General features: G+C 72.0%; 17 protein-coding genes. 10 read left to right on the forward strand and 7 right to left on the reverse strand.

All coding sequences use genetic code 11. The features are described from left to right. Positions 1 to 39 precede the first annotated feature (39 nt). A complete protein-coding gene (locus tag ACIQWX_RS25080) occupies positions 40 to 1260 on the forward strand; it encodes an MFS transporter (RefSeq protein ID WP_400875523.1) in 1221 nt (406 codons plus the stop codon). Between the two features lie 557 nt (positions 1261 to 1817). Here the strand turns inward: ACIQWX_RS25080 and ACIQWX_RS25085 are convergent. Then, positions 1818 to 3263 carry a helix-turn-helix domain-containing protein gene (locus ACIQWX_RS25085; protein WP_400875525.1) on the reverse strand — a complete coding sequence of 482 codons (1446 nt, stop codon included), beginning with the start codon at positions 3261 to 3263 and terminating at the stop codon, positions 1818 to 1820. A 162-nt stretch (positions 3264 to 3425) separates the two neighbouring features. Between ACIQWX_RS25085 and ACIQWX_RS25090 the strand changes: the two genes are divergently transcribed. From ACIQWX_RS25090 to ACIQWX_RS25100, 3 genes are read left to right on the forward strand one after another with little or no spacing between them, the layout of a single operon-like run. Further along, positions 3426 to 4439, forward strand: a complete 1014-nt coding sequence (locus ACIQWX_RS25090; protein ID WP_400875528.1) for an amidohydrolase family protein — start codon at positions 3426 to 3428, stop codon at positions 4437 to 4439. A 1-nt stretch (position 4440) separates the two neighbouring features. Next, positions 4441 to 5115: an iron-sulfur cluster assembly protein gene (locus ACIQWX_RS25095; RefSeq protein ID WP_400875531.1), complete on the forward strand. Its 675-nt coding sequence runs from the start codon at positions 4441 to 4443 to the stop codon at positions 5113 to 5115. After that, a complete protein-coding gene (locus ACIQWX_RS25100) occupies positions 5112 to 6137 on the forward strand; it encodes an NAD(P)-dependent alcohol dehydrogenase (RefSeq protein WP_400875534.1) in 1026 nt (341 codons plus the stop codon). The genes ACIQWX_RS25095 and ACIQWX_RS25100 overlap by 4 nt, the downstream gene beginning before the upstream one ends. A 112-nt stretch (positions 6138 to 6249) precedes the next feature. On the opposite strand, the gene ACIQWX_RS25105 is transcribed toward ACIQWX_RS25100, so the two are convergent. The 3 genes from ACIQWX_RS25105 to ACIQWX_RS25115 all read right to left on the reverse strand — a co-directional run bounded on the left by ACIQWX_RS25105 (position 6250) and on the right by ACIQWX_RS25115 (position 9065). Then, on the reverse strand, positions 6250 to 7035 hold the full coding sequence (locus ACIQWX_RS25105; RefSeq protein WP_400875905.1) for a hypothetical protein: 786 nt from the start codon (positions 7033 to 7035) through the stop codon (positions 6250 to 6252). A 122-nt stretch (positions 7036 to 7157) separates the two neighbouring features. Beyond that, positions 7158 to 8666 carry a CehA/McbA family metallohydrolase gene (locus ACIQWX_RS25110; RefSeq protein ID WP_400875537.1) on the reverse strand — a complete coding sequence of 503 codons (1509 nt, stop codon included), beginning with the start codon at positions 8664 to 8666 and terminating at the stop codon, positions 7158 to 7160. An 81-nt stretch (positions 8667 to 8747) separates the two neighbouring features. Continuing rightward, a complete protein-coding gene (locus tag ACIQWX_RS25115; RefSeq protein ID WP_400875540.1) occupies positions 8748 to 9065 on the reverse strand; it encodes a hypothetical protein in 318 nt (105 codons plus the stop codon). 112 nt (positions 9066 to 9177) lie between these two features. On the opposite strand from ACIQWX_RS25115, the gene ACIQWX_RS25120 reads away from it, so the two are divergent. Both ACIQWX_RS25120 and ACIQWX_RS25125 read left to right on the forward strand, forming a co-directional pair. Then, a complete protein-coding gene (locus ACIQWX_RS25120) occupies positions 9178 to 9417 on the forward strand; it encodes a hypothetical protein (protein WP_086684296.1) in 240 nt (79 codons plus the stop codon). 296 nt (positions 9418 to 9713) lie between these two features. Continuing rightward, entirely contained in the window at positions 9714 to 15188 is a 5475-nt protein-coding gene (locus ACIQWX_RS25125; protein WP_400875543.1) for a biotin carboxylase N-terminal domain-containing protein, read from the forward strand. 62 nt (positions 15189 to 15250) lie between these two features. On the opposite strand, the gene ACIQWX_RS25130 is transcribed toward ACIQWX_RS25125, so the two are convergent. Next, positions 15251 to 15808 (reverse strand): hypothetical protein, encoded by a 558-nt coding sequence (locus ACIQWX_RS25130; RefSeq protein WP_400875546.1) that lies wholly within the window; start codon positions 15806 to 15808, stop codon positions 15251 to 15253. 153 nt (positions 15809 to 15961) lie between these two features. On the opposite strand from ACIQWX_RS25130, the gene ACIQWX_RS25135 reads away from it, so the two are divergent. Next, positions 15962 to 17281 (forward strand): M14 family zinc carboxypeptidase, encoded by a 1320-nt coding sequence (locus ACIQWX_RS25135; RefSeq protein ID WP_400875549.1) that lies wholly within the window; start codon positions 15962 to 15964, stop codon positions 17279 to 17281. Positions 17282 to 17491: 210 nt separating this feature from the next. Here the strand turns inward: ACIQWX_RS25135 and ACIQWX_RS25140 are convergent, their stop codons facing one another. Together ACIQWX_RS25140 and ACIQWX_RS25145 are read right to left on the reverse strand one after the other, a co-directional pair. After that, positions 17492 to 18262 carry a PadR family transcriptional regulator gene (locus ACIQWX_RS25140; protein WP_400875551.1) on the reverse strand — a complete coding sequence of 257 codons (771 nt, stop codon included), beginning with the start codon at positions 18260 to 18262 and terminating at the stop codon, positions 17492 to 17494. A gap of 126 nt (positions 18263 to 18388) precedes the next feature. Next, positions 18389 to 19273 (reverse strand): LysR family transcriptional regulator, encoded by an 885-nt coding sequence (locus tag ACIQWX_RS25145; protein ID WP_400875554.1) that lies wholly within the window; start codon positions 19271 to 19273, stop codon positions 18389 to 18391. Between the two features lie 70 nt (positions 19274 to 19343). Here ACIQWX_RS25145 and ACIQWX_RS25150 point away from each other — a divergent pair, with 70 nt between their 5' ends. The 3 genes from ACIQWX_RS25150 (at position 19344) to ACIQWX_RS25160 (ending at position 22576) form a co-directional block, all read left to right on the forward strand. After that, on the forward strand, positions 19344 to 20312 hold the full coding sequence (locus tag ACIQWX_RS25150; protein ID WP_400875557.1) for a YeiH family protein: 969 nt from the start codon (positions 19344 to 19346) through the stop codon (positions 20310 to 20312). A gap of 120 nt (positions 20313 to 20432) precedes the next feature. Beyond that, positions 20433 to 21929, forward strand: coding sequence for an exo-alpha-sialidase (locus ACIQWX_RS25155; protein ID WP_400875559.1), 1497 nt, complete (start codon positions 20433 to 20435; stop codon positions 21927 to 21929). A gap of 131 nt (positions 21930 to 22060) precedes the next feature. After that, positions 22061 to 22576: an STAS domain-containing protein gene (locus ACIQWX_RS25160; protein ID WP_400875562.1), complete on the forward strand. Its 516-nt coding sequence runs from the start codon at positions 22061 to 22063 to the stop codon at positions 22574 to 22576. The last annotated feature ends 15 nt before the right edge of the window (positions 22577 to 22591 follow it).

The following is a 22591-nucleotide window of genomic DNA, read 5'->3' on the forward strand; positions in this document are numbered from 1 at the left end:
GATCTGGGATCGGGCCAAGTGGCGATCTACGGTAGATCCATGACGCTGACCCAGGACCGCCCCGCGCGGCTGCTCGCCGCCGCCCAGCTGGCCGGCTCGCTCGGCGACGGCGCCTTCCTGACCTGCTCGGTCCTGTTCTTCACACGGGTCGCCGGGCTGACGCCGGCGCAGGTCGGGCTGGGCCTGACGCTCGGCTGGGCGGTCGGCTCGGTCGCGGGCGTGCCGCTCGGCCACCTCGCCGACCGCCACGGCGCCCGAGGCTGCGCGATCCTGCTGGCGCTGGCGACGAGCGCGTCGATCCTGGTGTTCCCGTTCGTCCGCTCGCCGCTGCTGTTCGTGCTGGCCGCGTGCCTCTACGGCAGCTGCCAGACCGGCCTGGCCGCCGTCCGCCAAGCCCTGCTGGCCGCGCTCGCCGACCCGGAACGCCGGACGCGCATCCGGGCGCAGCTGCAGTCGGCGGGCAACGCGGGGCTCGCCGTCGGCGCCGGACTGGGCGGGCTCGCCCTCTCGGCCGACACGAAGTCGGCGTACGTCACGGTCTTCGCGCTCGACGCCGCGGCTTTCATCGTGACGGCGGTGCTCATGGTCAAGCTCCCGCCGGTGGCGGCGTCGGCCCCGCGGGCGGGCGAGCCGAAATGGGCCGTGCTGCGCGACCGGCCGTACGCGGTGGTGACGGTGCTGAACGCGGTGCTGCTGTTGCGGATGCCGTTGCTGAGCGTCGCGATCCCGCTGTGGATCGTCGAGCGGACCGCCGCGCCGGGCTGGACGGTGTCCGCACTGTTCGTGCTCAACACGGTCGTGGTGGTGCTGCTGCAGGTCCGCGTGGCGGGACGGCTGGCGAGCATCGGCGCGGCGGCGCGGATGGTCCGCCGGTCGGGGGTGCTGCTGCTGGCGTCGTGCGTGGCGTTCGCGCTGGCGGCGGCCGGAACGTCGCCGTGGACGGCGTTCGCGGTGCTGGTGGCGGGCGCGGTGGTCCAGGTGTTCGGCGAGATGCTGCAGTCGGCGGGCACGTGGGAGATCGGCTTCGCGCTGGCCCCGGCGGACCGGCAGGGGCAGTACCAGGGGTTCTTCGGCACGGGGGTGTCGGTGGCGCGCGCGGTGGGGCCGGTACTGCTGAGCACGGTGGTGATCGGGTGGGGCCTGCCGGGGTGGCTCCTGCTGGGCGCGGTGTTCCTGGCCGCGGGGGTGGCGATGGGCACGGCGGTCCGCTGGGCCCAGGCGGCTCGGTCCACGGCCGGCACCACGGCCGCCGCGCGCTGACCCGCGCACCCGAAGCACGCCGCCCGCGCCCAACCCACGCTGCCCAACCGCCGGCGCCCGCTGATCCCGCGCGGCCCACCCACCGGCCGCCGGGCGATCACCCGCAGCGCGCCAACCCACGCCGCCCACCCCGCCGGCGCCGGCCAACCCACACCGCTCAGCCACCGGCCGCCGAGCGATCGCCCGCAGCGCCGCCAATCCCGCGCGCTGACCCGCGCACCCGAAGCACGCCGCCCGCGCCAACCCACGCCGCCCACCCCGCCGGCGCCCGCCAACCCCGCGCGGCCCACCCACCGGCCGCCAAGCGATCACCCGCAGCGCGCCAACCCACGCCGCCCACCCCGCCGGCGCCCGCCAACCCCGCGCGGCCCACCACCGGCCGCCAAGCGATCACCCGCAGCGCGCCAACCCACGCCGCCCACCCCGCCGGCGCCCGCCAACCCACGCTGCTCAGCCACCGGCCGCCGGACGATCGCCCGCAGCGCCGCCAATCCCGCGCGCCATCCCATGCCGCGCCTCGCCCGCGCCGCCCACCTCACCGGCCGCCGCGGCCCCGCCTAAGACTTCAGCTTTCGCGCGTTGAGGCCGTACTGCGCCATCTTCCGGTACAGCGTCGCCCGGCCCATGCCGAGCTTCTCCGCCGCCTGCACCACCGTCGCCCCCGGCTCGGACAGGCAGCGCACGATCTCGTCCCTCTCCAACGCCTGCAACCGGCTCAACCGGTGTCCCACCGCACTGAACACCTCCGCCGGCAGATGCCCCACATCGACCACCCCAGACCGCGAAGCCGCTTCGCGCACAACCCGCCGTAGCTGCTTCGCGTTCTCCGGCCAGTCGTAAGCCGCCAACGCGCGCGAAGCCGCCGAAGTGAACGTGACTTCGCGGCCGCGGTCGCGGCGGGCGAAGTGGTGGGCCAGCGGCAAGACGTCGTCCGGCCGGAACCGCAGCGCCGGGACCTCGACCACCCGGTCGACCAGCGGCCGCAGCGCCGCGGGCAGTGAACCGGCGTCCGCGGCCGTCAACACGAACGGCGGCACGTCCCCGCGGACCTCGGCGAACCGCCGCGCCAGTTCCTCCGCCGCCCACGCCGGCAGGGCCTCGACGCCGGACACGATCACGCACGTGCCGTCCTTGGCCAGCTCCGGCGTCCACAGCGTCAGCCACGTGTCGACGTCGTCCGGCGCCGGCGGGCGCGCGTTCAGCACCCGCTCGCGCGGTCGCAGCTGCCGCCGCGCCAGCGACGCCAGCGCCGTCTTGCCCGCACCCGGCTCGCCGACGACCGCGACCACCTGCCCCGCCCCGAACGCCGTCTGCGCCGCACCGACCGCGCTGGTCCAGGCGGGTGACAGCCGCGGCAGGTCGCCGGGGTCGACACGGTCGGCGTACACGCGGAAGACCTCGCCGCGCGGGGTCGGCCGGGCGGTGCGGCCGGACGCGCGGGCCAACATCAGCGCCGCCGTGTTGCCCGCCGCGGCCTGCGCGAGCGCCAGCAGCAGCTCCGACGACTGCTCAGACCAGGTGGTCAGGTTGACGCTGCCGGCCAGCGACCCGGTCAGCGGGTCGAGCACCGGCACCGCCGCGCACGTGTACCCGCGCAGGTCGGTGCAGTAGTGCTCACTCGCCCGGACCAGCGACGGCGCCCGGTCGGCGAGCGCCAGCCCGAGGCCGTTGGTGCCCGCGTTGCTCTCCGCGAAGTAGAACCCCGGCGCCAAGTGCACGCGGTCCAGCGACCGGTTGATGGACGCGTCCGTGCACAGCCGGCTCAGCACCAGGCCCTCGCTGTCGGTGATCATCAGGCTGATCGGCTCGTTGGCCAGCGTCGCCTGCAGGCCGCGCAGCACCTCGGTGCCGCACTCGTAGAGCAGCGACCCGGTGTCGACCGCGCCCGAGAACACCGGCAGGACCTCGTCCTCGGGGACGCCGTAGCGCTCGCTGCGCTGCCACGACGCCCGCAGCCGGGCCGCGTCGAACGACCGCATGACCTGCACCTGCGGGTGCTCCACCTCGACCTCCCGGGACGCGCCGTTGCGTCGGACTCCCCCACCCTACGTTCGCCCGCCGGGTGACGGCGGCTCGAGCTGTCTCATATCGAGACACCCGACGGGTCCCTGACCAGCCCGGACGTCCCTAGCGTCGCCTGCACCGAGCCGACAGTGGAGGACCGCATGTACACCAAGGACGGCGAGACGTACTTCATCGTGGACGCCCACGTGGCGCTGTGGGACGCGCGCCCGGAGAACCAGCGCAACATCCACGGCAAGCAGTTCATCGACTGCTTCTACGACTACCACCGCAACCTCAGCCCCGAGTCCGAGGTCTGGCCCTACGAGGACTACCTCTACCAGGGCGGCGAGCGGCTGATGCGCGACCTGTTCGAGAACGGGTACGTCGACCACGCGATCTTCCAGCCCGCGCACCTCGGCGCGTTCTACGAAAACGGTTTCGGGCAGACCGAAGAAGCGTTCGCGCTTACGCAGAAGCACGAAGGAAAGCTGACGTACAACCACTTCTTCGACCCGCGCTTCGAGCAGGCCGGCATCGACCAGCTTCGCCGTGACGCGGAGCGGTTCAACCTCAAGGGCGTCAAGCTCTACACGGCCGAGTGGCAGGGCGACTCGCGCGGCTACAAGCTCGACGACAAGTGGACGTACAAGTACTTCGAGGCCTGCCAGGAACTCGGGATCAAGAACATCCACGTCCACAAAGGACCGACGATCCGGCCCCTCGACCGCGACGCCTTCGACGTCGCCGACGTCGACCACGCCGCGACCGACTTCACCGACCTCAACTTCGTCGTCGAGCACTGCGGCCTGCCCCGGCTGGAGGACTTCTGCTGGATCGCGACGCAGGAGCCGAACGTCCACGCGGGACTCGCGGTCGCCATCCCGTTCATCCACACGCGGCCACGGTACTTCGCGCAGATCATCGGCGAGCTGCTGTACTGGCTGGACGAGGACCGCATCCAGTTCTCCAGCGACTACGCGCTCTGGACGCCGCGCTGGCTGATCGAGCGGTTCGTCGACTTCCAGATCCCGGAGGACATGCCCGAGTACGCGCCGCTGACCGTGGACCAGAAGAAGAAGATCCTCGGCCTCAACGCGGCGGCGATGTACGACATCCCGGTCCCTTCCGAGCTGCAGCTCGCGCCGATCGAGACCCAGGCCGTGTCGGTGGCCTGACGTGGACGCCTACACCGCGCTGGACGCGGTACTCGACCCCGAGCTCGACGAGCCCATCACCGACCTCGGCTTCGTCAAGTCCCTCGACGTCGACGGCGGGCGGGTGACCGTCCACTTGCGACTTCCGACGTCGTTCTGCGCGCCGAACTTCGCCTACCTCATGGCGTCGGACGCCAAGGACGTGCTGACGGCGCTGCCGTGGACGACCGAAGTCGTGGTGGAGCTGGACGACCACCACGACTCGGACCTCATCAACGCCGGTCTCGCCGCGGACGCGGGTTACCGCGGGACGTTCGGTCACGAAGCCGACCAGGACCTCGAAGAGCTGCGGGAAACCTTCCGCCGCAAGGCCCACCAGGCCGCGATGGAACGCGCGTTGACGGTCCTGCTGCGCGCCGACGAGGGCGTCGACCTGCACGGCGTCACCCTCGCGGACCTGCCGGACGTGCCCGCGTCGGCGGCTTTGCTGCGGCGTCGCGAGGCTCTCGGGCTGCCTTCCGCCCCGGCGTCGCCCGTACTGGTCGACCACGAGGGGACCCCGTTCCCCCGCGAGGAAATCCCGTTGCGGCTGCGGTTCGCCCGCTCGGTCCGCATTTCCATCGAAGGCAATTCGCACTTCTGCCGCGGCCTGCTCCGCACCCGCTACCCCGAGTCCACTGTGGAGGTTTCAGCATGAAAGCGGTCCAGGTCGTCGGGTACGACTCGCCGTTGCGGATGACCGAGGTCCCTGCGCCGGAGGTGACCGGGCCGTACGACGTGGTCGTCCGGATCGGCGGCGCCGGCGTCTGCCGCACCGATCTGCACATCCTGGAAGGGCAGTGGAAGGAGAAGTCCGGCGTCACGCTGCCCTACACGATCGGGCACGAGAACGCGGGCTGGGTGCACGCGGTCGGCAGCGCCGTCACGAACGTCGCCGAGGGCGACAAGGTGATCGTGCACCCGCTGATCACGTGCGGGCTGTGCCGGGCGTGCCGCTTCGGCGACGACGTCCACTGCGAGCAGTCGCAGTTCCCCGGCATCGACACCGCGGGCGGGTACGCGGAGTACCTGAAGACGTCGGCTCGCAGCGTCGTCAAGATCGACGACGCCCTGGAGCCGGCGGACGTCGCGGCGCTGGCGGACGCGGGACTGACGGCGTACCACGCGGCGGCGAAGGCGGCGCGGCGCCTGCGTCCGGGCGACAAGTGCGTCGTCATCGGCGCGGGCGGGCTCGGGCACATCGGGATCCAGGTGCTGAAGGCGATCTCGGCGGCGGAGCTGATCGTCGTCGACCGCAACCCGGACGCGGTGAAGCTGGCGGTGTCGATCGGCGCGGACCACGGCGTCGTCGGCGACGGCTCGCAGATTTCGCAGGTGCTCGAACTGACGGGCGGCCACGGCGCGGAAGCGGTGCTCGACTTCGTCGGCGAGGGCGGGGCGACGCGCGACGGGATCGCGATGCTGCGGCGGGCGGGCGACTACCACGTCGTCGGCTACGGCGAGAACATCGACGTCCCGACGATCGACATCATCTCGACGGAGATCAACCTGATCGGCAACCTGGTGGGGTCGTACAACGACCTGTGCGAGCTGATGGTGCTGGCGGCCCAGGGCCGGGTGAAGCTGCACACGGCCCGCTACCGGCTGGAAGAGTTCCAGTCGGCACTCGACGACCTCGACGCGGGCCGCATCCGAGGCCGCGCGATCCTCGTCCCCTAACCCAAGGCGGAGCTTTCACGTGAAAGCTACCCGGAGTGCCCACTCCGGGTCACTTTCACGTGAAAGTGACCCGGAGCGCGTACTCCGGATCACTTTCGTAGGGAAAGTGGCACTACTCGCTGGGCTGGGCCGCCGCCGCGGCCTGGTGCAGCGAGAGGTTCGGGCCGGCGGCGGAGTCCTGGGTCCAGGCCCCGGACTCCGCCGTCCACGTCTGGCCGGCGAAGCTCACCTTGTCGACGCCCAGCGCTTCCGCGCGGCCGACCAGCCAGCTCGCGTACGCCCACCCCTGCGCCGCCGGGTGGGCGCCGCTCAAGCGGGCCGTGCCCAGCTCGTCCGTCGCCGAGGAAGCCAGGTCGGCCGGGGCCGCCAGGGTCAGGTTCCGGCACGTCATCGCGGCCGGGAACTGGCCGGTGAACGCCGCCGCCATGGCGCGCGCCTGCGGTTCCCACTGCGCGTACGCGTCCGGGACGCCCGAGCGCTGGATCTCCTGGGCCGCCTCGGTGATCGGCAGCGTCTCCCAGCCCGGCAGCTTCTCGAGCTTCTCGTAGAACGCCGTCGCCGCGTAGACCGGGTCGCGCAGCTGGGCCACCGTGCCCCAGCCCTGGCTGGGCCGCTGCTGGAACAGCCCGACCGAGTCGCGGTCACCGCCTTCGAGGTTGCGCAGCTTGGACTCCTGCAGCGCGGTGGCCAGCGCGACCGTGGCGGCGTGCGGCGGGAGGCCGAGCTTCGTCCCGACGCCGGCGATCGTCGCGGCGCTGTCCATCTGCTCGGGCGTGAAGGTGTACGACGTCTGCCCGGGCAGGGCCACGGTGCAGCCCGGCGTCCGCACCGGGCTGCGCGTCAGCACGACCACCACGACGATCCCCGCGGTCAGCACGACGACCGCCCCCAGGAAGATCGCCACCTTCAGACCACATCCGCGCACCCTGCCCCGCTTTCACCCGTTCGCACCAGTCTGCCAAAGGACGCGGCGCGAGGTGTGGAGGTTCGGTGAAGGTTGTCGGCCGGGCAGAGCGTGCGTCAGTGGTCCGTGCCGAGGAAGATCGGGTTCGACATCGCCACCATCGCGTTCGGCTGGGTGGTGTTCGGCCCTCCGGACGGGCGACGGACCTCCACCCGCACCCACCGCGAGTACCTCGGGTAGGTCGTCCACGTGACCGTCGCCGCGCCGCCGTCGCCGATCGTCTCCACGTGCTCCGGGCCGAGCTGGTCGAGGAACGTCACCGTCGTGCCCGGGACGCCGCCCACCACCGCGCGCACCGTCACCGGCGTGCCCGTACCCGCCGGCAGCCGGTCGCCGATGCCCGCCGTGCGGCCGCCGCCCGACGCCGTGAAGTCCAGCTGGACCGCCGACGACTCGGCCAGCCACGACCGGCCCGCCTTCAGCCCTTCGAGGAGCTCCTTTCGGCTCAAGCGGTCGGCGAGGACGACCGTGTGCGGCAAAGCGACGCGCTGGTCCGGGTTGTGCGCGTCGGAGTCGCCGATCGCCGGGATGAACCGGCCGCCGCGGAGAAGCCCGTCCCAGTGGATCACGCTCGCCTCGTCGTCCTGGGTCCACGGGCCGTTCCAGACCTCGACCAGGTCGGCGATCTCGTACGCGAACTCGTAGGTGCAGCCGAAGCAGTTGGCGAACGGGTGCGCCGCGGTGACCAGGCCGCCCGCGCGGTGCACCTGGTCGGTGAAGCGGCGGAAGTCCCGCGGGTCGGCCGCGCGGTAGCGCCAGTCGATCCACGTGCCGGCGGGCAGGCCGATCGCGGGCCAGTGCCCGGACCGCGTCGTCACCTCCTCGCCGTTGAGGATCAGCAGGTCGTCGGTGGCGTAGTCGCCCCAGACGAGCTGCGAGCTGGACGTGTTGTGGTCGGTGGAGACGATGAAGTCCAGCCCGGCGGCGCGCGCGTCGGCGACCAGCTGGTCCGGGGTGCGGCGGCCGTCGGAGTGGACGGTGTGCAGGTGCCCGTCGCCGCGGTACCAGGCCCGGCCGCGCTCGCGGGCGGGCGCGAACTCCGGCGCCGGCTTCGGCACGAACGGCGCCGCGTCCGCCCCGAACGTCAGCGTGATGTCCACCTGGTAGTTCAGGCCCTGCGGCGCGACCGTGTACGGCCCGAGGATGACGTGCCAGCGGCCCGGCTTGATCGGCCCGGCGAGGTAGCCCGGCGTGGCTTCGGACGCGCTGATCGAGAACCGGTCGCGGAAGCCGCCCGACCAGCCGCGGAAGCCGCGCGCGTTGCCGAGGTCGTGGCCTTCCGGCCCGAACATCCCGATGTCGCAGGCGTTCCCGCGGGTCCCGGCGGGCACCGACGGCTTGTCGTAGGAGTAGACGACGTCGATCTGCCGCACCCCGCGCGGGACGTCGACGGGCAGGTAGTACCAGTCCGGGACGTCCGGCTTCAGCGTGCCGGTCACGGTCCGGGTCTGGCTGCCGGTGCCGCCCGGCTGGTCGGCGAACGCGACGCCCGGAAGCAGTCCCGCTGCGGCCGCCACCCCGCTCGCGCGCAGCAGCGTGCGCCGGCTGAAGTCCCCAGTACTCATGCGTACCTCCGCATCGAAAGACGCCCCGACGCTAAGTGAGCTACACGAACGCGGGCGCGAACCGGCGGTGAACTTCCGGCGTCAGCGCCGCGAAAGGATCTTGGCGAGCGCGACGACGGTGACGGCCGCGGCGAGCCCCAGCCGGGTCCGGTCGACGGCGGGCACCCAGGTCACGGCGTCGCGGCGGACGACGAACGCACCGGCGGGCCGGGCGAAGACCCCGAACCCGGCCCCTTCCCGGACGGGCAGCGCGGCCGTGTCGTCCGCGCCCCCACCGCCGCCACCGAACACCGCGGCGGCCGGGATGACGACGACCCCGTCGCGCTCCACCGGATCGCCGTAGACCAGCTTGGCGGTGAACAGCTCCCGCGCGGTGGCGGCCAGTTGCCCCAGCTTCATCAGGCCATCATGGCGGACTTTTCTCCACCATCGGGTGTAAACCCGGTGTATCCGGGGCATCAACCAGGGACACCTGTGCTTCACGGGGAGTGCGTACCGAGGGGAGACCGCGATGACGTTCGACTTCGTCGGCCGCTGGCTGGGCAGGCATCGCGACCGCCCGGGCATCAGCGTCGACCTCTCCTGCGGCGGCCGGGTGACCTTGCGCGAGATCGACGGGCAGCCGGTGCTGGCCATCACGACGGCCCCCGGCCCGGACGGCCGGTGCAGCGTCGCGGCCGTTCCCCTCTCGGAAGCGGAACGGCGTGAGCTGGGCCAGGTCCTCGGCCCGGACGTCCTGCTGGCTTCCTGACCCCTGCCGCGGGCCCGCGAACAGGGGCCCGTACTTCCGCGTCACCGGATGTTTCCCCACCCGTCGCCGCCGTAAGCTGCGCAGCGTGCTTTGTGAGAGTCCTCGCGAGAAATGCGGCCCCCGCGGTGTGGCGCGGGTCGCTTTTTGTGGGGTCTCCACAACGCAGCCGCCTCGGCATGCGCCATGGCGGACATTGGTCTACCCCTCCGTCATCCAGCAGGGTGTAGACAGGTGCAGGCGACGCCCCAGGACAGGTGCGTCGCCTTCTGTGCGTGGGTACTTGGGAGGCTCAGCCGGTGTTCAATCGTGTCGCCATCGTCAACCGCGGAGAGGCCGCGATGCGGCTCATCCACGCCGTCCGGGATCTGTCGGCGGAAACCGGCACGAAGATCGAGACGGTCGCCCTCTACACCGACGCCGACCGCACCGCCACCTTCGTCCGTGAGGCCGACCTGGCCTACGACCTGGGGCCCGCTTCGGCCCGCCCCTACCTCGACCTGGCCAAGCTCGAACAGGCCCTCGTCGAGACGAAGGCCGACGCCGCGTGGGTCGGCTGGGGCTTCGTCGCCGAAGACCCGGCTTTCGCGGAACTGTGCGAGAAGGTCGGCATCACCTTCGTCGGGCCGAGCGCCGACGCGATGCGCAAGCTCGGCGACAAGATCGGCGCCAAGCTGATCGCCGAAGAGGTCGGCGTGCCGGTCGCGCCGTGGAGCCGCGGCGAGGTCGCCACCCTCGAAGACGCGCTGAAGGCCGGCGAGCGGATCGGCTACCCGCTGATGCTCAAGGCCACCGCGGGCGGCGGCGGGCGCGGCATCCGCATGGTCGCCTCCGGCGAGGACCTCGCCGACGCCTACGAGCGCACCAGCCAGGAAGCGTTGCGCGCCTTCGGGTCCGGCGTCGTGTTCCTCGAGCGCCTGGTCACCGGCGCCCGGCACGTCGAGGTCCAGGTGATCTCCGACGGCGAGACGGCGTGGGCGCTCGGCGTCCGCGACTGCTCGGTGCAGCGGCGCAACCAGAAGATCATCGAGGAGTCGGCCTCCCCCGTCCTCGCGCCGGAGCAGACCGCCGAGCTGAAGGCGTCGGCCGAGCGGCTCGCGGTGAAGGTCGGCTACCGCGGCGCGTGCACCGTCGAGTTCCTCTACCACCCGGGCGAGAAGCTGTTCGCCTTCCTCGAGGTCAACACGCGCCTGCAGGTCGAGCACCCGATCACCGAGATCACCACCGGCACCGACCTGGTCCGGCTGCAGCTGCACGTCGCCGGCGGCGGCAAGCTCGACGGCGCCCAGCCGGCCGAGCTCGGCCACGCCGTCGAAGCGCGCCTGAACGCCGAAGACCCCGACCGCGACTTCGCGCCCTCCCCGGGCCGCATCGCGCGGCTGGCGCTGCCCGCCGGCCCGGGCATCCGCGTCGACACCGGCGTCAGCGAGGGCGACACCATCCCCGCCGACTTCGACTCGATGATCGCCAAGATCATCGCCTACGGCCGCGACCGCGACGAGGCGCTCGGCCGCCTGCGCCGCGCCATGGGCGAGACCACCGTCATCATCGAGGGCGGCGCGACCAACAAGAGCTTCGTGCTCGAGCTGCTCGACCAGCCCGAGGTGATCGACGCGAGCGCCGACACCGGCTGGATCGACCGCGTCCGCGCCGAAGGCCGCCTGGTCACCCACCGGCACTCCGCGGTCGCGCTCGCCGCGGCCGCCATCGAGGCCTACGAAGACGAAGAAGAGGTCTCCGTCCAGCGGCTGCTGTCCACCGCGCACGGCGGGCGCCCGCAGGTCCAGCACGAAACCGGCCGCCCGCTCGACCTCAAGCTCCGCGGCGTCGGCTACCGCGTCAGCGTCGCGCGCATCGGCCAGAAGCGCTTCCGCGTCGGCGTTTCGGCCGGGACGTCGGAGGTGCACCACGCCGACGTCGAGATCGACCGCTTCGACGCCCACAGCGGCCGGATCCGCGTCAACGGCCAGGGCTTCCGCCTGGTCGCGGCCACGCACGGCCCGATCCACCTCGTCGAGGTCGACGGCGTCACCCACCGCGTCAGCCGCGACGAAGGCGGCGTCGTCCGCTCCCCCGCGCCCGCGCTGGTCGTCGCGACCCCCCTGGCCGTCGGCGACGAGGTCGAGGCGAACGCGCCGATCCTCGTGCTGGAGAGCATGAAGATGGAAACGGTGCTGCGCGCGCCGTTCCGCGCCCGCGTCCGCGAATGCCCGGTGTCGGTCGGCAGCCAGGTCGAGACCGGTGCGCCGCTGATGCGCCTGGAGCCCTTGGCCGACGGCGCCGAGGACGAGGTCGCCGAGGAGACCGAGACCGTCGAGATCGACCTGCCCGCCGAGGCGGCGGACGTCTCCGCGGCCGACCGCGTCGAGCGCGGCCTGCAGGACCTGCGCAGCCTCCTACTCGGCTACGACGTCGACCCGGCGGAACGCAAGCGCGTCCTCTCGGCGTACTCCGCCGCGCGGGCCGAGCTGGGCGGCCGTCCGGTGGAAGGCGAGCTGGAGCTGCTCACCGTCTTCGCCGACCTGTCCGAGCTGAGCCGCAACACCCCGGGCGGCGAGGACACCGTCCCGAACGGCGCGGTGCACAGCCCGCGCGAGTTCTTCCACAGCTACCTGCAGAGCCTCGACGTCGAACGCGCCGGCGTCACCGAGGGCTTCCAGGCCAAGCTGACCAAGGTCCTCGCCCACTACGGCGTCGCCGACCTGGAGCGCACGCCGGAGCTGGAGGCCGCGGTCTTCCGGATCTTCCTGGCGCAGCAACGGACTTCGGCCGACGTCGCCGTCGTCTCCGAGCTGCTGCGGCAGTGGCTGACCGGGCCGCCGCCCACCGAAGCGCTGAGCGACCGCGCCGGCCGGACGCTCGAACACGTCGTCGAGGCCACGCAGGTCCGCTTCCCCGCGGTGTCCGACCTGGCCCGCGGCGTGGTCTTCCGCTGGTTCGCCCAGCCGCTGCTGCGCCGCAACCGCGCCGAGGTCTACGCGGCCGTCCGCACCGAGCTGCGCTACCTCGACCAGCACCCGGACGCCGCGGACCGCGCCGACCGGATCCAGGCCATGATCACCGGCTCCCAGCCCCTGGTTCGGCTGATCGGGCAGCGGATCGGCCGGCCGGGCCGCGACCACGCGCCGCTGCTGGAGGTCCTGACCCGCCGCTACTACGGCAACCGCCGGCTGTCCGGCGTCGCCGTGCGCGACGCGGGTGGCTCCCGGTGGCTGACCGCCGCGCTCGACACCCCGGACGGCGCGCTGCCGCTGGTCACCACGGCCGTCGACTTCGCCGCCCTGCCCGACGCGTTGCGCGCGCTCGGCGAGGTGGCCACCGACGGCGTCGTCGCCGACCTGTACCTGCGCTGGGAGGACCAGCCGGACGTCGACGCGACCGCGGAGCGGCTCGGCGCGCTGCTCGCCGAGCACGTGGTGCCGGCGAGCGTCCGCCGGATCGTGGTCACCGTGGCCGGCACCGGCGGCGCGGTCATGCACCACCACTTCACCTTCCGCCGCGACGACAGTGGCTTGACCGGCTTCGCCGAGGACCGGCTGATCCGCGGCCTGCACCCGCAGATCGCGCAGCGCCTGCAGCTGCAGCGGCTGCACGAGTTCGACCTCACCCGGCTGCCGTCGGCGGACGAGGAGATCTACCTCTTCAAGGCCGTGGCGAAGAGCAACCCGGCCGACGAGCGGCTCATCGCGATGGGCCAGGTCCGCGACCTGACGCCGCTGCGCGAGGCCGACGGCCGGCTGGTCGCGCTGCCCGCGCTCGAGGACGCCGTCACCGCGTGCCTCGACGCCATCCGCAACATCCAGGCGCAGCGGCCGCAGAACAAGCGGTTCGACACCAACCGGATCATGATGTACGTCTGGCCGCAGACGGACCTGACGACCGAAGAGCTGAACACGCTCGTCCAGCGCATCCTGCCGACCTCGGTGGGCGCCGGTCTCGAGGAGGTCCAGTTCCTGGCCCGCCGGCGCACCGACGCGGGCAAGCTGACCGAGCTCGCCGTCCGGATCACGTTCGACCCGAGCCAGGGCGCGCGGCTGCACGTCGGGCCGCCGTCGACCGAGCCGGTCAAGCCCCTCGACGACTACCGCCTGAAGGTGCTGCGCGCGGCGCGGCGCGGCAACGTCTACCCCTACGAGCTGACCGACCTGCTCGCCGGGCCGGCCGGCACGTTCGTCGAGCACGACCTGGAGGCCGGGGCGCTGGTGCCGGTCGACCGGCCGAAGGGCGGGAACACCGCGGCGATCGTCGCCGGCGTCGTCACGACACCGAGTGAGCGGCACCCCGAGGGCGTCACCCGGGTCGTGCTGCTCGGCGACCCGACGAAGTCGCTGGGCGCGCTGTCGGAGCCGGAGTGTTCGCGCGTCATCGCGGCGCTCGACCTGGCCGAGCGCATGCAGGTGCCGCTGGAGTGGTTCGCGCTGTCCTCGGGCGCGCGGATCTCGATGTCCTCGGGCACCGAGAACATGGACTGGGTCGCCGCGGCGCTCAAGCGGATCGTCACGTTCACCCAGGACGGCGGCGAGATCAACATCGTGGTCAACGGGATCAACGTCGGCGCCCAGCCGTACTGGAACGCCGAAGCCACGATGCTCATGCACACCAAGGGCGTTCTCATCATGACGCCGGACTCGGCCATGGTGCTGACCGGCAAGCAGGCGCTCGACTTCTCCGGTGGCGTGTCGGCCGAGGACAACTTCGGCATCGGCGGCTACGACCGCGTGATGGGCCCGAACGGCCAGGCGCAGTACTGGGCGCCGAACCTGCCCGCCGCGCGGGAAGTGCTGATGGCGCACTACGACCACACGTACGTGGTGCCGGGCGAGGCCGGGCCGCGCAAGGTGGGCACGAACGACCCGGTCGACCGCGACGTCTCGCCGTTCCCGCACGCGATCGCCGACAGCGACTTCCGCACGGTCGGGGAGATCTTCTCGGCCGAGCACAACCCGGACCGCAAGAAGCCGTTCGACATCCGCACGGTGATGCGCGCGCTGTCCGACCAGGACCACCCGGTGCTGGAGCGCTGGGCGGGCATGGCCGACGCGGACACCGCGGCGGTGCAGGACGTGCACATCGGCGGCCGCCCGGTCTGCCTGGTCGGCATCGAGTCGCGGTCGGTCCCCCGTCGCGGCTTCCCGCCCACCGACGGGCCGGACACCTACACGGCGGGCACGCTGTTCCCGCGGTCGTCGAAGAAGACGGCGCGGGCGATCAACGCGGCTTCGGGCAACCGGCCCCTGGTCGTGCTGGCGAACCTGTCCGGCTTCGACGGCTCGCCGGAGTCGCTGCGCAAGCTGCAGCTGGAGTACGGCGCGGAGATCGGCCGGGCGATCGTCAACTTCGAGGGCCCGATCGTGTTCACCGTGATCTCCCGCTACCACGGCGGCGCGTTCGTGGTGTTCTCCAAGGCGCTGAACCCGAACATGACGGTGCTGGCCCTGGAGGGCTCGTTCGCCTCGGTGCTGGGCGGCGCCCCGGCGGCGGCGGTGGTGTTCGCCGGCGAGGTGGCCAAGCGCACGGCGAACGACCCGCGGGTGACGGAGCTGCAGACCCAGGTCACGGCGGCCGACGCGGCCTCGCGAGCGGCGTTGAGCGCCAAGCTGGCGGAGGTCCAGTCGTCGGTCCGAGCGGAGAAGGTCAGCGAGATCGCGGCGGAGTTCGACAAGGTCCACAGCATCCAGCGAGCGGTGGAGGTCGGCTCGGTGGACGCGATCATCTCGACGGCCGAACTGCGGCCGCGCATCATCGAGGCCATCGAACACGGCCTGAAGCGCTAGCAGCGGGGTTCCGATGACCTGATCGGGGGTTTCCGTCGCCGCTCGGCGGCGGAAACCCCCGATCAGCGTTCAGCCCGAAATTTCTCTTCGATCTCAAGCAGGTCTTCCAGGGCGTACTGCGCGCCGAACCGGATGCGGAACGGAATCCAACGGGGCAGGCCGGTGAAGACGACGGTGATCCTCGTCAAGCAGTCCACGAGGAACCGGGCGTCGAGGATCAATCGCGGTGGAACGTCCTCGGCCGCGTCAACCTCGTCCATCTCCCGTCGTATGGACAAGCGCAAGCGGTCGACGTACTCGCTGACCCAATCAAGGGTCGGACGCACGGACTTGGGCATCTGCACTCCGAGGTGCGTGAGCTGCCGGATCAACTCGATCGACTGCTCGTCCAGTTCCTTCGCGAGGATTTCCTTGACCTCGAGAAGCTGATGTGATTCGCCGTGGGCCCGAATGTTGCCCGCGGTCGTCGAGAGCAGCTCGATCGTCACCAGACATTCACGTTGGACCCGTGCACGCGCCAGCAGCCGATCTTTGCGCACCTCGAGGCTCGGTTTGGCGAAGTACTCGATCAGCAGCGTGACGAGAGCCGATGTGAGCACGCTGATCAGCACCGTCTGCACGACGACCAGCGTAGAGCCCGGCCCTTCGGCATTCCGGCGCTTCGCGACTTTCGGGGGTATGGCGGTTTTGTCCGCGCCGACACACTGTGCGTGCCGGTACGGTGACCACGGGTGCCGGCCGAGCCTCCATCCGTGCGGCGTGAGGAGATCCTGATGGCGTCGAGGTCCCTGTCCCGGCTCGCCCTGGCGGCGACCGGTGTCCTGCTCGCGTCCCTGCTCGGCGGTACCGCCACCGCTCAGGCGGCCGACACGCCGGTCTTCTGGCGCGTCCCGGCCACCGCCGCCCAGGCGCAGGCCCTCGAGGCGGCCGGGTTCGACGTCGAGGAAGGGGACGCGGGCGCGGTCCTCGTCGTCGGCGGGCAGGCCGTCGCGAACCAGCTGCGGGCCCGCGGCTTCGCGCCGTCGTTCCACGACACCGTCTACAAAGAACTCCCCGCGCAGTCGAACTCCCTGGCGGCGGACACGTATTACGGCGGGTACCGCACGGTCACCGCGCACGAGAACCACCTCACCGCCGTCGCCGCCGCGCACCCCGACCTGGCCACGAAGTACACGATCGGCCAGTCGTGGAAGAAGACGAAGGGCCAGGGCGGGCACGATGTCCAGGCCCTCTGCCTCACCAAGAAGCAGGCGGGCGACTGCTCGCTCTCGACGACGTCGCCGAAGCCGAAGTTCTTCCTGATGGCCCAGATCCACGCGCGCGAGCTGTCGACGGGTGAGCTCGCCTGGCGCTGGATCGACTACCTGGCCGATGGTTACGCCACCGACGCCACCGCGAAGTCCATTTTGGACACGACCGAGGTGTGGGTGGTCCCGATCGCGAACCCCGACGGCGTCGACATCGTCGCCTCCGGCGGCAACTCGCCGAAGCTGCAGCGCAAGAACGCGAACAACTCCCGGGGTAGCTGCACGGGCACGAACATCGGCATCGACCTCAACCGCAACTCCACGTTCAAGTGGGGCGGCGACTCGAACTCCGCCTGCTCCGAGACCTACCAGGGCGTGAGCGCCGGCTCCGAGCCCGAGGTCCAAGCGCTGGAGAAGCTGGCCCGCGCGATCTTCCCGGACCAGCGCGGCACGGGCAACAACGATCCCGCGCCGTCGACCGCGAAGGGGACGATGATCACGCTGCACAGCTACGGCAACGACATCATCATCCCGTGGGGCTTCACCCCGGCGACGTCGCCGAACGACGCGCAGTACCGCAGGCTGGGAGCGAAGTACGCGGCGTCGAACGGGTACCTGGTCGGCACCAACGAGGAGACGGTCGGCTACGACACGAGCGGCACGACGGACGACTTCACGTACGGCGAACTGGGTGTCGCGAGCGTGACGTTCGAGGTCGGCGGTTCGAGCGGGACTTGCGGCGGCTTCCTGCCGAGGTACACGTGTGTGGACAGCACGTTCTGGCCGAAGAACAAGGGCGCGCTGATCACCGCCGCGAAGGCCGCGGCGGCGCCGTACCAGCAGTGAGTCACGGCCGGCAGACGTAGACGCACGGTCAGGGCGCTGCCGGTCAGGGTCACCGCGAAGTCCTTTTCCTCCATGCGGCAGAAGCCTGTCCGCCGGGCGGACCGTCCGAAGTGGACGATCCGTCCGGCGCGACGCGGACGACCCGGCGGCTCCAGCCGACCGAGCCGCGGACCGGTCGAGCCCCCGCTCGGGCCGTCCGCCCGGCCCCGGTCAGTCCTCGTCCTCCAGGCCGGCGTCGGCGAGCACCGCGTAGACGCGGCGCCGCGCGTCGGCGAGGATCTTCTTGACCTCGGCGACCTGCGCTTCCGTGCCGCTTTGGCCGACCTGGGCGGTCGCGCCGGACAGTTCGCCCAGCGCGTGCCACAGGGCGGCGAAGCGGTCGGCGTTGGGCGCCTCCTCGGGTTCCTCCCAGAGGGCGGCGAACTCGGCTTCCCGCCCGGCGACGTGCTCCCGCCCGGCGTCGGTCAGCTCCGCGACGCGGCGGCCGCCGGTCTCGGCCGTGCGCACCAGGCCTTCGTCTTCCAGCTGCTGCAGGATCGGGTAGACCGAACCGGGGCTGGGTCGCCACCGATCGTGGGTGCGGCGCCGGATCTCCTGCATGAGCTGGTAGCCGTGCATGGGTTCTTCGGCGAGCAACGCGAGCACGGCGGGCCGCACGGGACGGCTCGGACCGCGCCCGCCGCCGCGGAACTCCTGGACTCGCTGGAACGGACCCGCGCCGCCGAACCAGCCCCCGGGACCACCGAAGGAGCCGGGACCACCGGGGAAGCTGGGGAACCCCGGCGCTCCAGGCGGCCCCGGCTGCTGGGGTGGGTGCGGTGGGTGGGGCGGGAAGCCGCCGCGGGCCAGGTCGGGGCCGGGGTCGAAGTCCTCGTGGCCGGGGAAGCCGTGGTCACGCCCGTGACCGGGGTGACCGTGCCCGCCGAACACCGCACCCCCGAAGCCGCCGAACATCCGGTTCGCGCCTGCGCTCATCTCCATGGTTGCCTCCTCAGTTCGCCGTATCGCCGACACTACGACGATATATCGCCGTCCGATCGGCCGCAAGGAAGCCCTTCGAGCCGAAGCCGACCCCCTCGAAAACACCTGGTCAGGCCACCCCCGACTTCACCGCCAGGTCAACAGCTCCGCCGACGGCCCGGTCAACCGCCGCCCGGCCGGCCACACCGCCCGCAGCACCCGGCCCAGCTCCACCCCCGCCACCGCGACCGGAACCAACCGCCGCCCCGCCACTTCCCGCACCACGTCCAGCTCGCTGATCACCGCCGGCCCCGCCCCCGCGATCACCGCGTTCCGCACGGCCGATGCCGACCCCAGCTCCAGCAACGGCGTCACCGGCCCCGCCCCCGCCCGGCGCAACGCCGCCTCCACGGTGTCGCGCGTGCCCGAACCCGGCTCCCTCACCACCAACGGCGTCGCCGCCAGCTCCGCCGCCGTCAGCGGGCGGCGCCGGCGCGCCCACGGGTGGCCCGCCGGGACCACGACCACCAGGCGGTCCGTCGCCACCCGGCGCGTCGCCAAGCCCGGCCACGGCCCCGGCGACTCGACGAACCCCAAGTCCACGCGTCCGTGCGCCACCAGGTCGGCGACGTGCTCCGAATTCACCACCTCGAGCCCGACGTACGTGTCCGGCCCGGTCCGCTTCACCTCGCCGATCCACGCCGGGACGAAGTGCTCGGCCAGCGTCATGCTCGCCGCGACCCGCAGCTTCGCGCCGCGCTGCGTACGCAGGGCCTCCGCGCCCGTGCGCAGTCCGTCCACTTCGGTCAGGACGCGGTGCGCCCAGCCCGCGATCACCCGGCCGTCCGGGGTCAACGCGGAACCGCGTCGAGTCCGATCCACTAGCGACAATCCTAATTGTCTCTCCAAAGTGGACAAACGCTTGCTCGCCGACGGCTGGGCGATGCCGAGTGCCGCGGCCGCCTGGCCGATGCTGCCGAGGTCGTCGACGAGCACCAGCAGGCGCAACGAGTCCAGATCCGGTCCGGTCATAGCCTCAGTCTATGACCTCCTCACCGACCGGCGGCTACCGCGCGCACGCGAACGCGGCGACGCTGGGAGCATGGCCATGACGTCGACGAAGATCTCCGGTTTCGCGATCACCGGAGCCGGGGTGGCCGCGGCATACGCGCTGAGCTCGCTCTGGCCGGTGGCGGGCGCGCTGACGGTCGCCGTCGTGCTCGGCATCGTCGCCGGGAGCACCCCGCTGCTCACCGACGAGCACCGCCAAGCCGTCGCCCGGCTCACGAAACGCCTGTTGCGCGCCGGCGTCGTCCTGCTCGGGCTGCAGCTCGCGGTCCCGGCCGTGCTCGCGCTCGGCGCCGGCACCCTCGCCGCCGTTGTGGTGACGGTCGCGGTCACCTTCCTCGGCACACTCATCCTCGGCCGGCTGGTCGGGGTCCGGCGCGGCCTCGCCGTGCTGGTCGCCACCGGGTTCTCGATCTGCGGCGCGTCGGCGATCGCGGCGATGGAGGGCGTCGTCGAGCGCGAGGACGAAGACGTCGCGACGGCCGTCGCGCTCGTCACCTGCTACGGCAGCCTCGCCCTCGGCGTGCTCCCGCTGCTCGCCCACGTCTTCGGCCTCGACGCGACCCGCACCGGCAGCTGGGCCGGGATCTCGGTGCACGAAGTCGCGCAGGTCGTCGCGGCGGCCGGGCCCGCGGGCGCCGCGGCGGTCGCGATCGCGATCGTGGTCAAGCTGAGCCGCGTCGTCCTGCTGGCGCCGGTGGTCGCGCTCGTCGGCGCCGCCGAACGCACCCGCCGCGGCGGCCACACCCCCCTGGTCCCGCTGTTCGTCCTCGGGTTCCTCGCGATGGTCGCGATCCGCGGCACCGGGCTCGTTCCCGCGTTCGCGCTCGACGTCGCGAAGACGGCGTCGACGCTCCTGCTCGCCGGCGCGCTGTTCGGCCTCGGCTGCGCTGTCCGGCTCGGTTCGCTGCTCCGCGGCGGCGGCCGGGCGCTGCTCCTGGGTCTCCTGTCGACGCTGCTCGTGTTGGCGACCGGTTTCGGGACGCTGACCGCGTTCACCTGATGTTTTCCACCCGGCCATGAATAGTTCGTTATGCGCCGGGTTGTACGGGTCTTGTACGGGCCGAGTCGACGCTACCGCCGAGACGTAGGACGTAGAACGAATCCGTAGGGAGCTTTCACCGTGAAGATCACCCGACTCGCCCAGGGCCTGCTGGCCGGGCTGCTGGGGTGCGCCGCCGTCGCCGTCCCGGCGGCCGTCGGCGCCGCGACCGCATCGGCCGACGTCGCCAGTACATTGGTGTTCAACAAGAACACCGAAGGCCACGACTGCTACCGCATCCCGACCATCGTCAAGGGGAACAACGGCGACCTGCTCGCCTTCGCCGAAGGGCGCAACGGCGGCGCCGCCAACTGCGCCGACCTCGGCGAGATCGACCTCGTGCTGAAGCGCTCCACCGACGGCGGCAAGACGTGGAGCGCGCTGCAGACCGTCATCAAGGCCAACGGCGACACCAAGGGCAACCCGGCGCCGATCGTCATCCCGGGCAGCAACCGGATCGTGCTGCTGTCGACGATGCAGTGCTACACCAACCCCTCCTGCGGGCGGATCCCGCGCGTGTCGATCAGTGAGGACAACGGGAAGACCTGGGGTGCCCCGAGGGTCCTGACGACCGAGCTCGGGTTCACGAGCGCGCCCGGCTGGCTGGCCACGGGCCCGTCGCACGGCATCGTGCTCACGCGCGGCGCGCACGCCGGGCGGATCGTCGCCGGGATGAGCTACACGATCGGCGGCAAGAACACCGGTTCGCTGGTGTACAGCGACGACCAGGGCGCGACCTGGCACCGCGGGGCGACCGACACGTCCACTTCGGACCTGATGAACCCGCAGGAGATCAGCGTCACCGAGCTGAAGGACGGCCGGATCTACGCCGCCGCGCGCAACGACGCCAATGGCGACAACAAATGCCTCGCGGACGGCACGCACAACCGCGCGTTCGCGATCAGCTCGGACGGCGGTGCGACGTTCAGCTCGAAGTTCGCCTTCGCGACCGACCTCGTCACCCCGACCGTCGAGGGCTCGACGGCGCGGATGAGCGCGACCGACACCGGCGGCAAGTACAACCGGGTCGTCTTCGCCGCACCGTCCACTTGCGACCGTCGCAAGGAGCTGCGCATCCACTCGTCGTTCGACGAAGGCGCCAACTGGACGGGCACCGCGGGCAGCCTGCTCGTGTGGGGCCAGGACGCGGCGTACTCGGACATGGTGCAGCTGTCGCAGGCGTCGGTGGGCGTGCTGTTCGAGGCGGGCCCGGAGTTCCACGCCAACGACACGATCCGCTACGCCGCGGTGACGGACGACCAGCTCGGCGCCCCGGCGTGCGGCGGCGGGTACGGCGTGATCGACCAGGCCCCGCTCGGCACGGCGGGCACGGTGTTCCTGTCGTACAACGCGTCGAACGGCAAGAACTGCGTGAGCGCGATGAAGAGCACGTCCGCGGGGACGGCGACGCAGACGTCGGCCTACCTGGAGGTCAAGGGGTCGACGCGGATCACGGACTCGGGCGCGTACTCGTACTTCGCCGGCCCGGTCGCGGCGGCCGCGGCGGACAAGTGCGTCAAGTGGGGCGGCGCGGTCGACGGCCAGGCGTTCAACAGCGAGTTCGAGCACTGCAGCTGAGCGGCTCGCGGGGCGGCCGGGTTTCCCGGCCGCCCGTGGACATTCGTCCACCACCCTCCCGTAACGGCTCAATTGCGCCGTGTGGGTGACGCCCCTGTAGCGATTCGACGCCCGGCAGCGATGTAACCGTCATGGTCTGGCCCGAGGACGACGCCCGGCACCGCGAGGTGCTGGCGGCCCTCCGCGCCTGGGCCCGGGAAATCGACGCCGTCCCCTACCCCGCCGGCCTGGACATCGACGCCCTGATGGCCCGCTACTACGACAGCCTGCGCGGCGACCCCGGGATGGGCCTCGTCCTCACCGCCACCGCCGAGGCCAGCGTGCTCGCCGTGCACGGGGACGTCGACTTCGACGGCAGCTTGCGGCTGCGCTCGCGGCTCACCGAGGAGCTCGGCCTGGCGCCCGCCGTCCTCGTCCTGGACCTGACCGGCGCCATCCACTGCTCCGCCCGGGGCGTCGCGGTGCTCGTCGAAGCCACCGCGGACGCCCGCGAGGCCGGTGTCGCCTTCGCCATCGCCGGCTGCGCACCGGTGGTCCGCCGCGCCATCGAGGCGCTCGGCCTGGGCGACGCGCTCTCGCTGCACTTCACGACGGCCGAGGCGATCGAGTGGCTCAAGCTGCTGGAGCAGCTGAAGACCTCCCGGTGACCGTGCTCCACGCGA

This window comes from Amycolatopsis sp. NPDC098790, from assembly GCF_044759945.1.
Lineage (GTDB): Bacteria > Actinomycetota > Actinomycetes > Mycobacteriales > Pseudonocardiaceae > Amycolatopsis.

What these genes read in the sequence shown, in the direction of transcription:
- ACIQWX_RS25080 (WP_400875523.1), top strand. Translation starts at nt 40, where the DNA reads ATGACGCTGACCCAGGACCGCCCCGCGCGGCTGCTCGCCGCCGCCCAG.
- ACIQWX_RS25090 (WP_400875528.1), top strand. Translation starts at nt 3,426, where the DNA reads ATGTACACCAAGGACGGCGAGACGTACTTCATCGTGGACGCCCACGTG.
- ACIQWX_RS25100 (WP_400875534.1), top strand. Translation starts at nt 5,112, where the DNA reads ATGAAAGCGGTCCAGGTCGTCGGGTACGACTCGCCGTTGCGGATGACC.
- ACIQWX_RS25110 (WP_400875537.1), bottom strand. Translation starts at nt 8,666, where the DNA reads ATGAGTACTGGGGACTTCAGCCGGCGCACGCTGCTGCGCGCGAGCGGG.
- ACIQWX_RS25115 (WP_400875540.1), bottom strand. Translation starts at nt 9,065, where the DNA reads ATGAAGCTGGGGCAACTGGCCGCCACCGCGCGGGAGCTGTTCACCGCC.
- ACIQWX_RS25120 (WP_086684296.1), top strand. Translation starts at nt 9,178, where the DNA reads ATGACGTTCGACTTCGTCGGCCGCTGGCTGGGCAGGCATCGCGACCGC.
- ACIQWX_RS25135 (WP_400875549.1), top strand. Translation starts at nt 15,962, where the DNA reads ATGGCGTCGAGGTCCCTGTCCCGGCTCGCCCTGGCGGCGACCGGTGTC.
- ACIQWX_RS25140 (WP_400875551.1), bottom strand. Translation starts at nt 18,262, where the DNA reads ATGGAGATGAGCGCAGGCGCGAACCGGATGTTCGGCGGCTTCGGGGGT.
- ACIQWX_RS25145 (WP_400875554.1), bottom strand. Translation starts at nt 19,273, where the DNA reads ATGACCGGACCGGATCTGGACTCGTTGCGCCTGCTGGTGCTCGTCGAC.
- ACIQWX_RS25150 (WP_400875557.1), top strand. Translation starts at nt 19,344, where the DNA reads ATGGCCATGACGTCGACGAAGATCTCCGGTTTCGCGATCACCGGAGCC.
- ACIQWX_RS25160 (WP_400875562.1), top strand. Translation starts at nt 22,061, where the DNA reads ATGGTCTGGCCCGAGGACGACGCCCGGCACCGCGAGGTGCTGGCGGCC.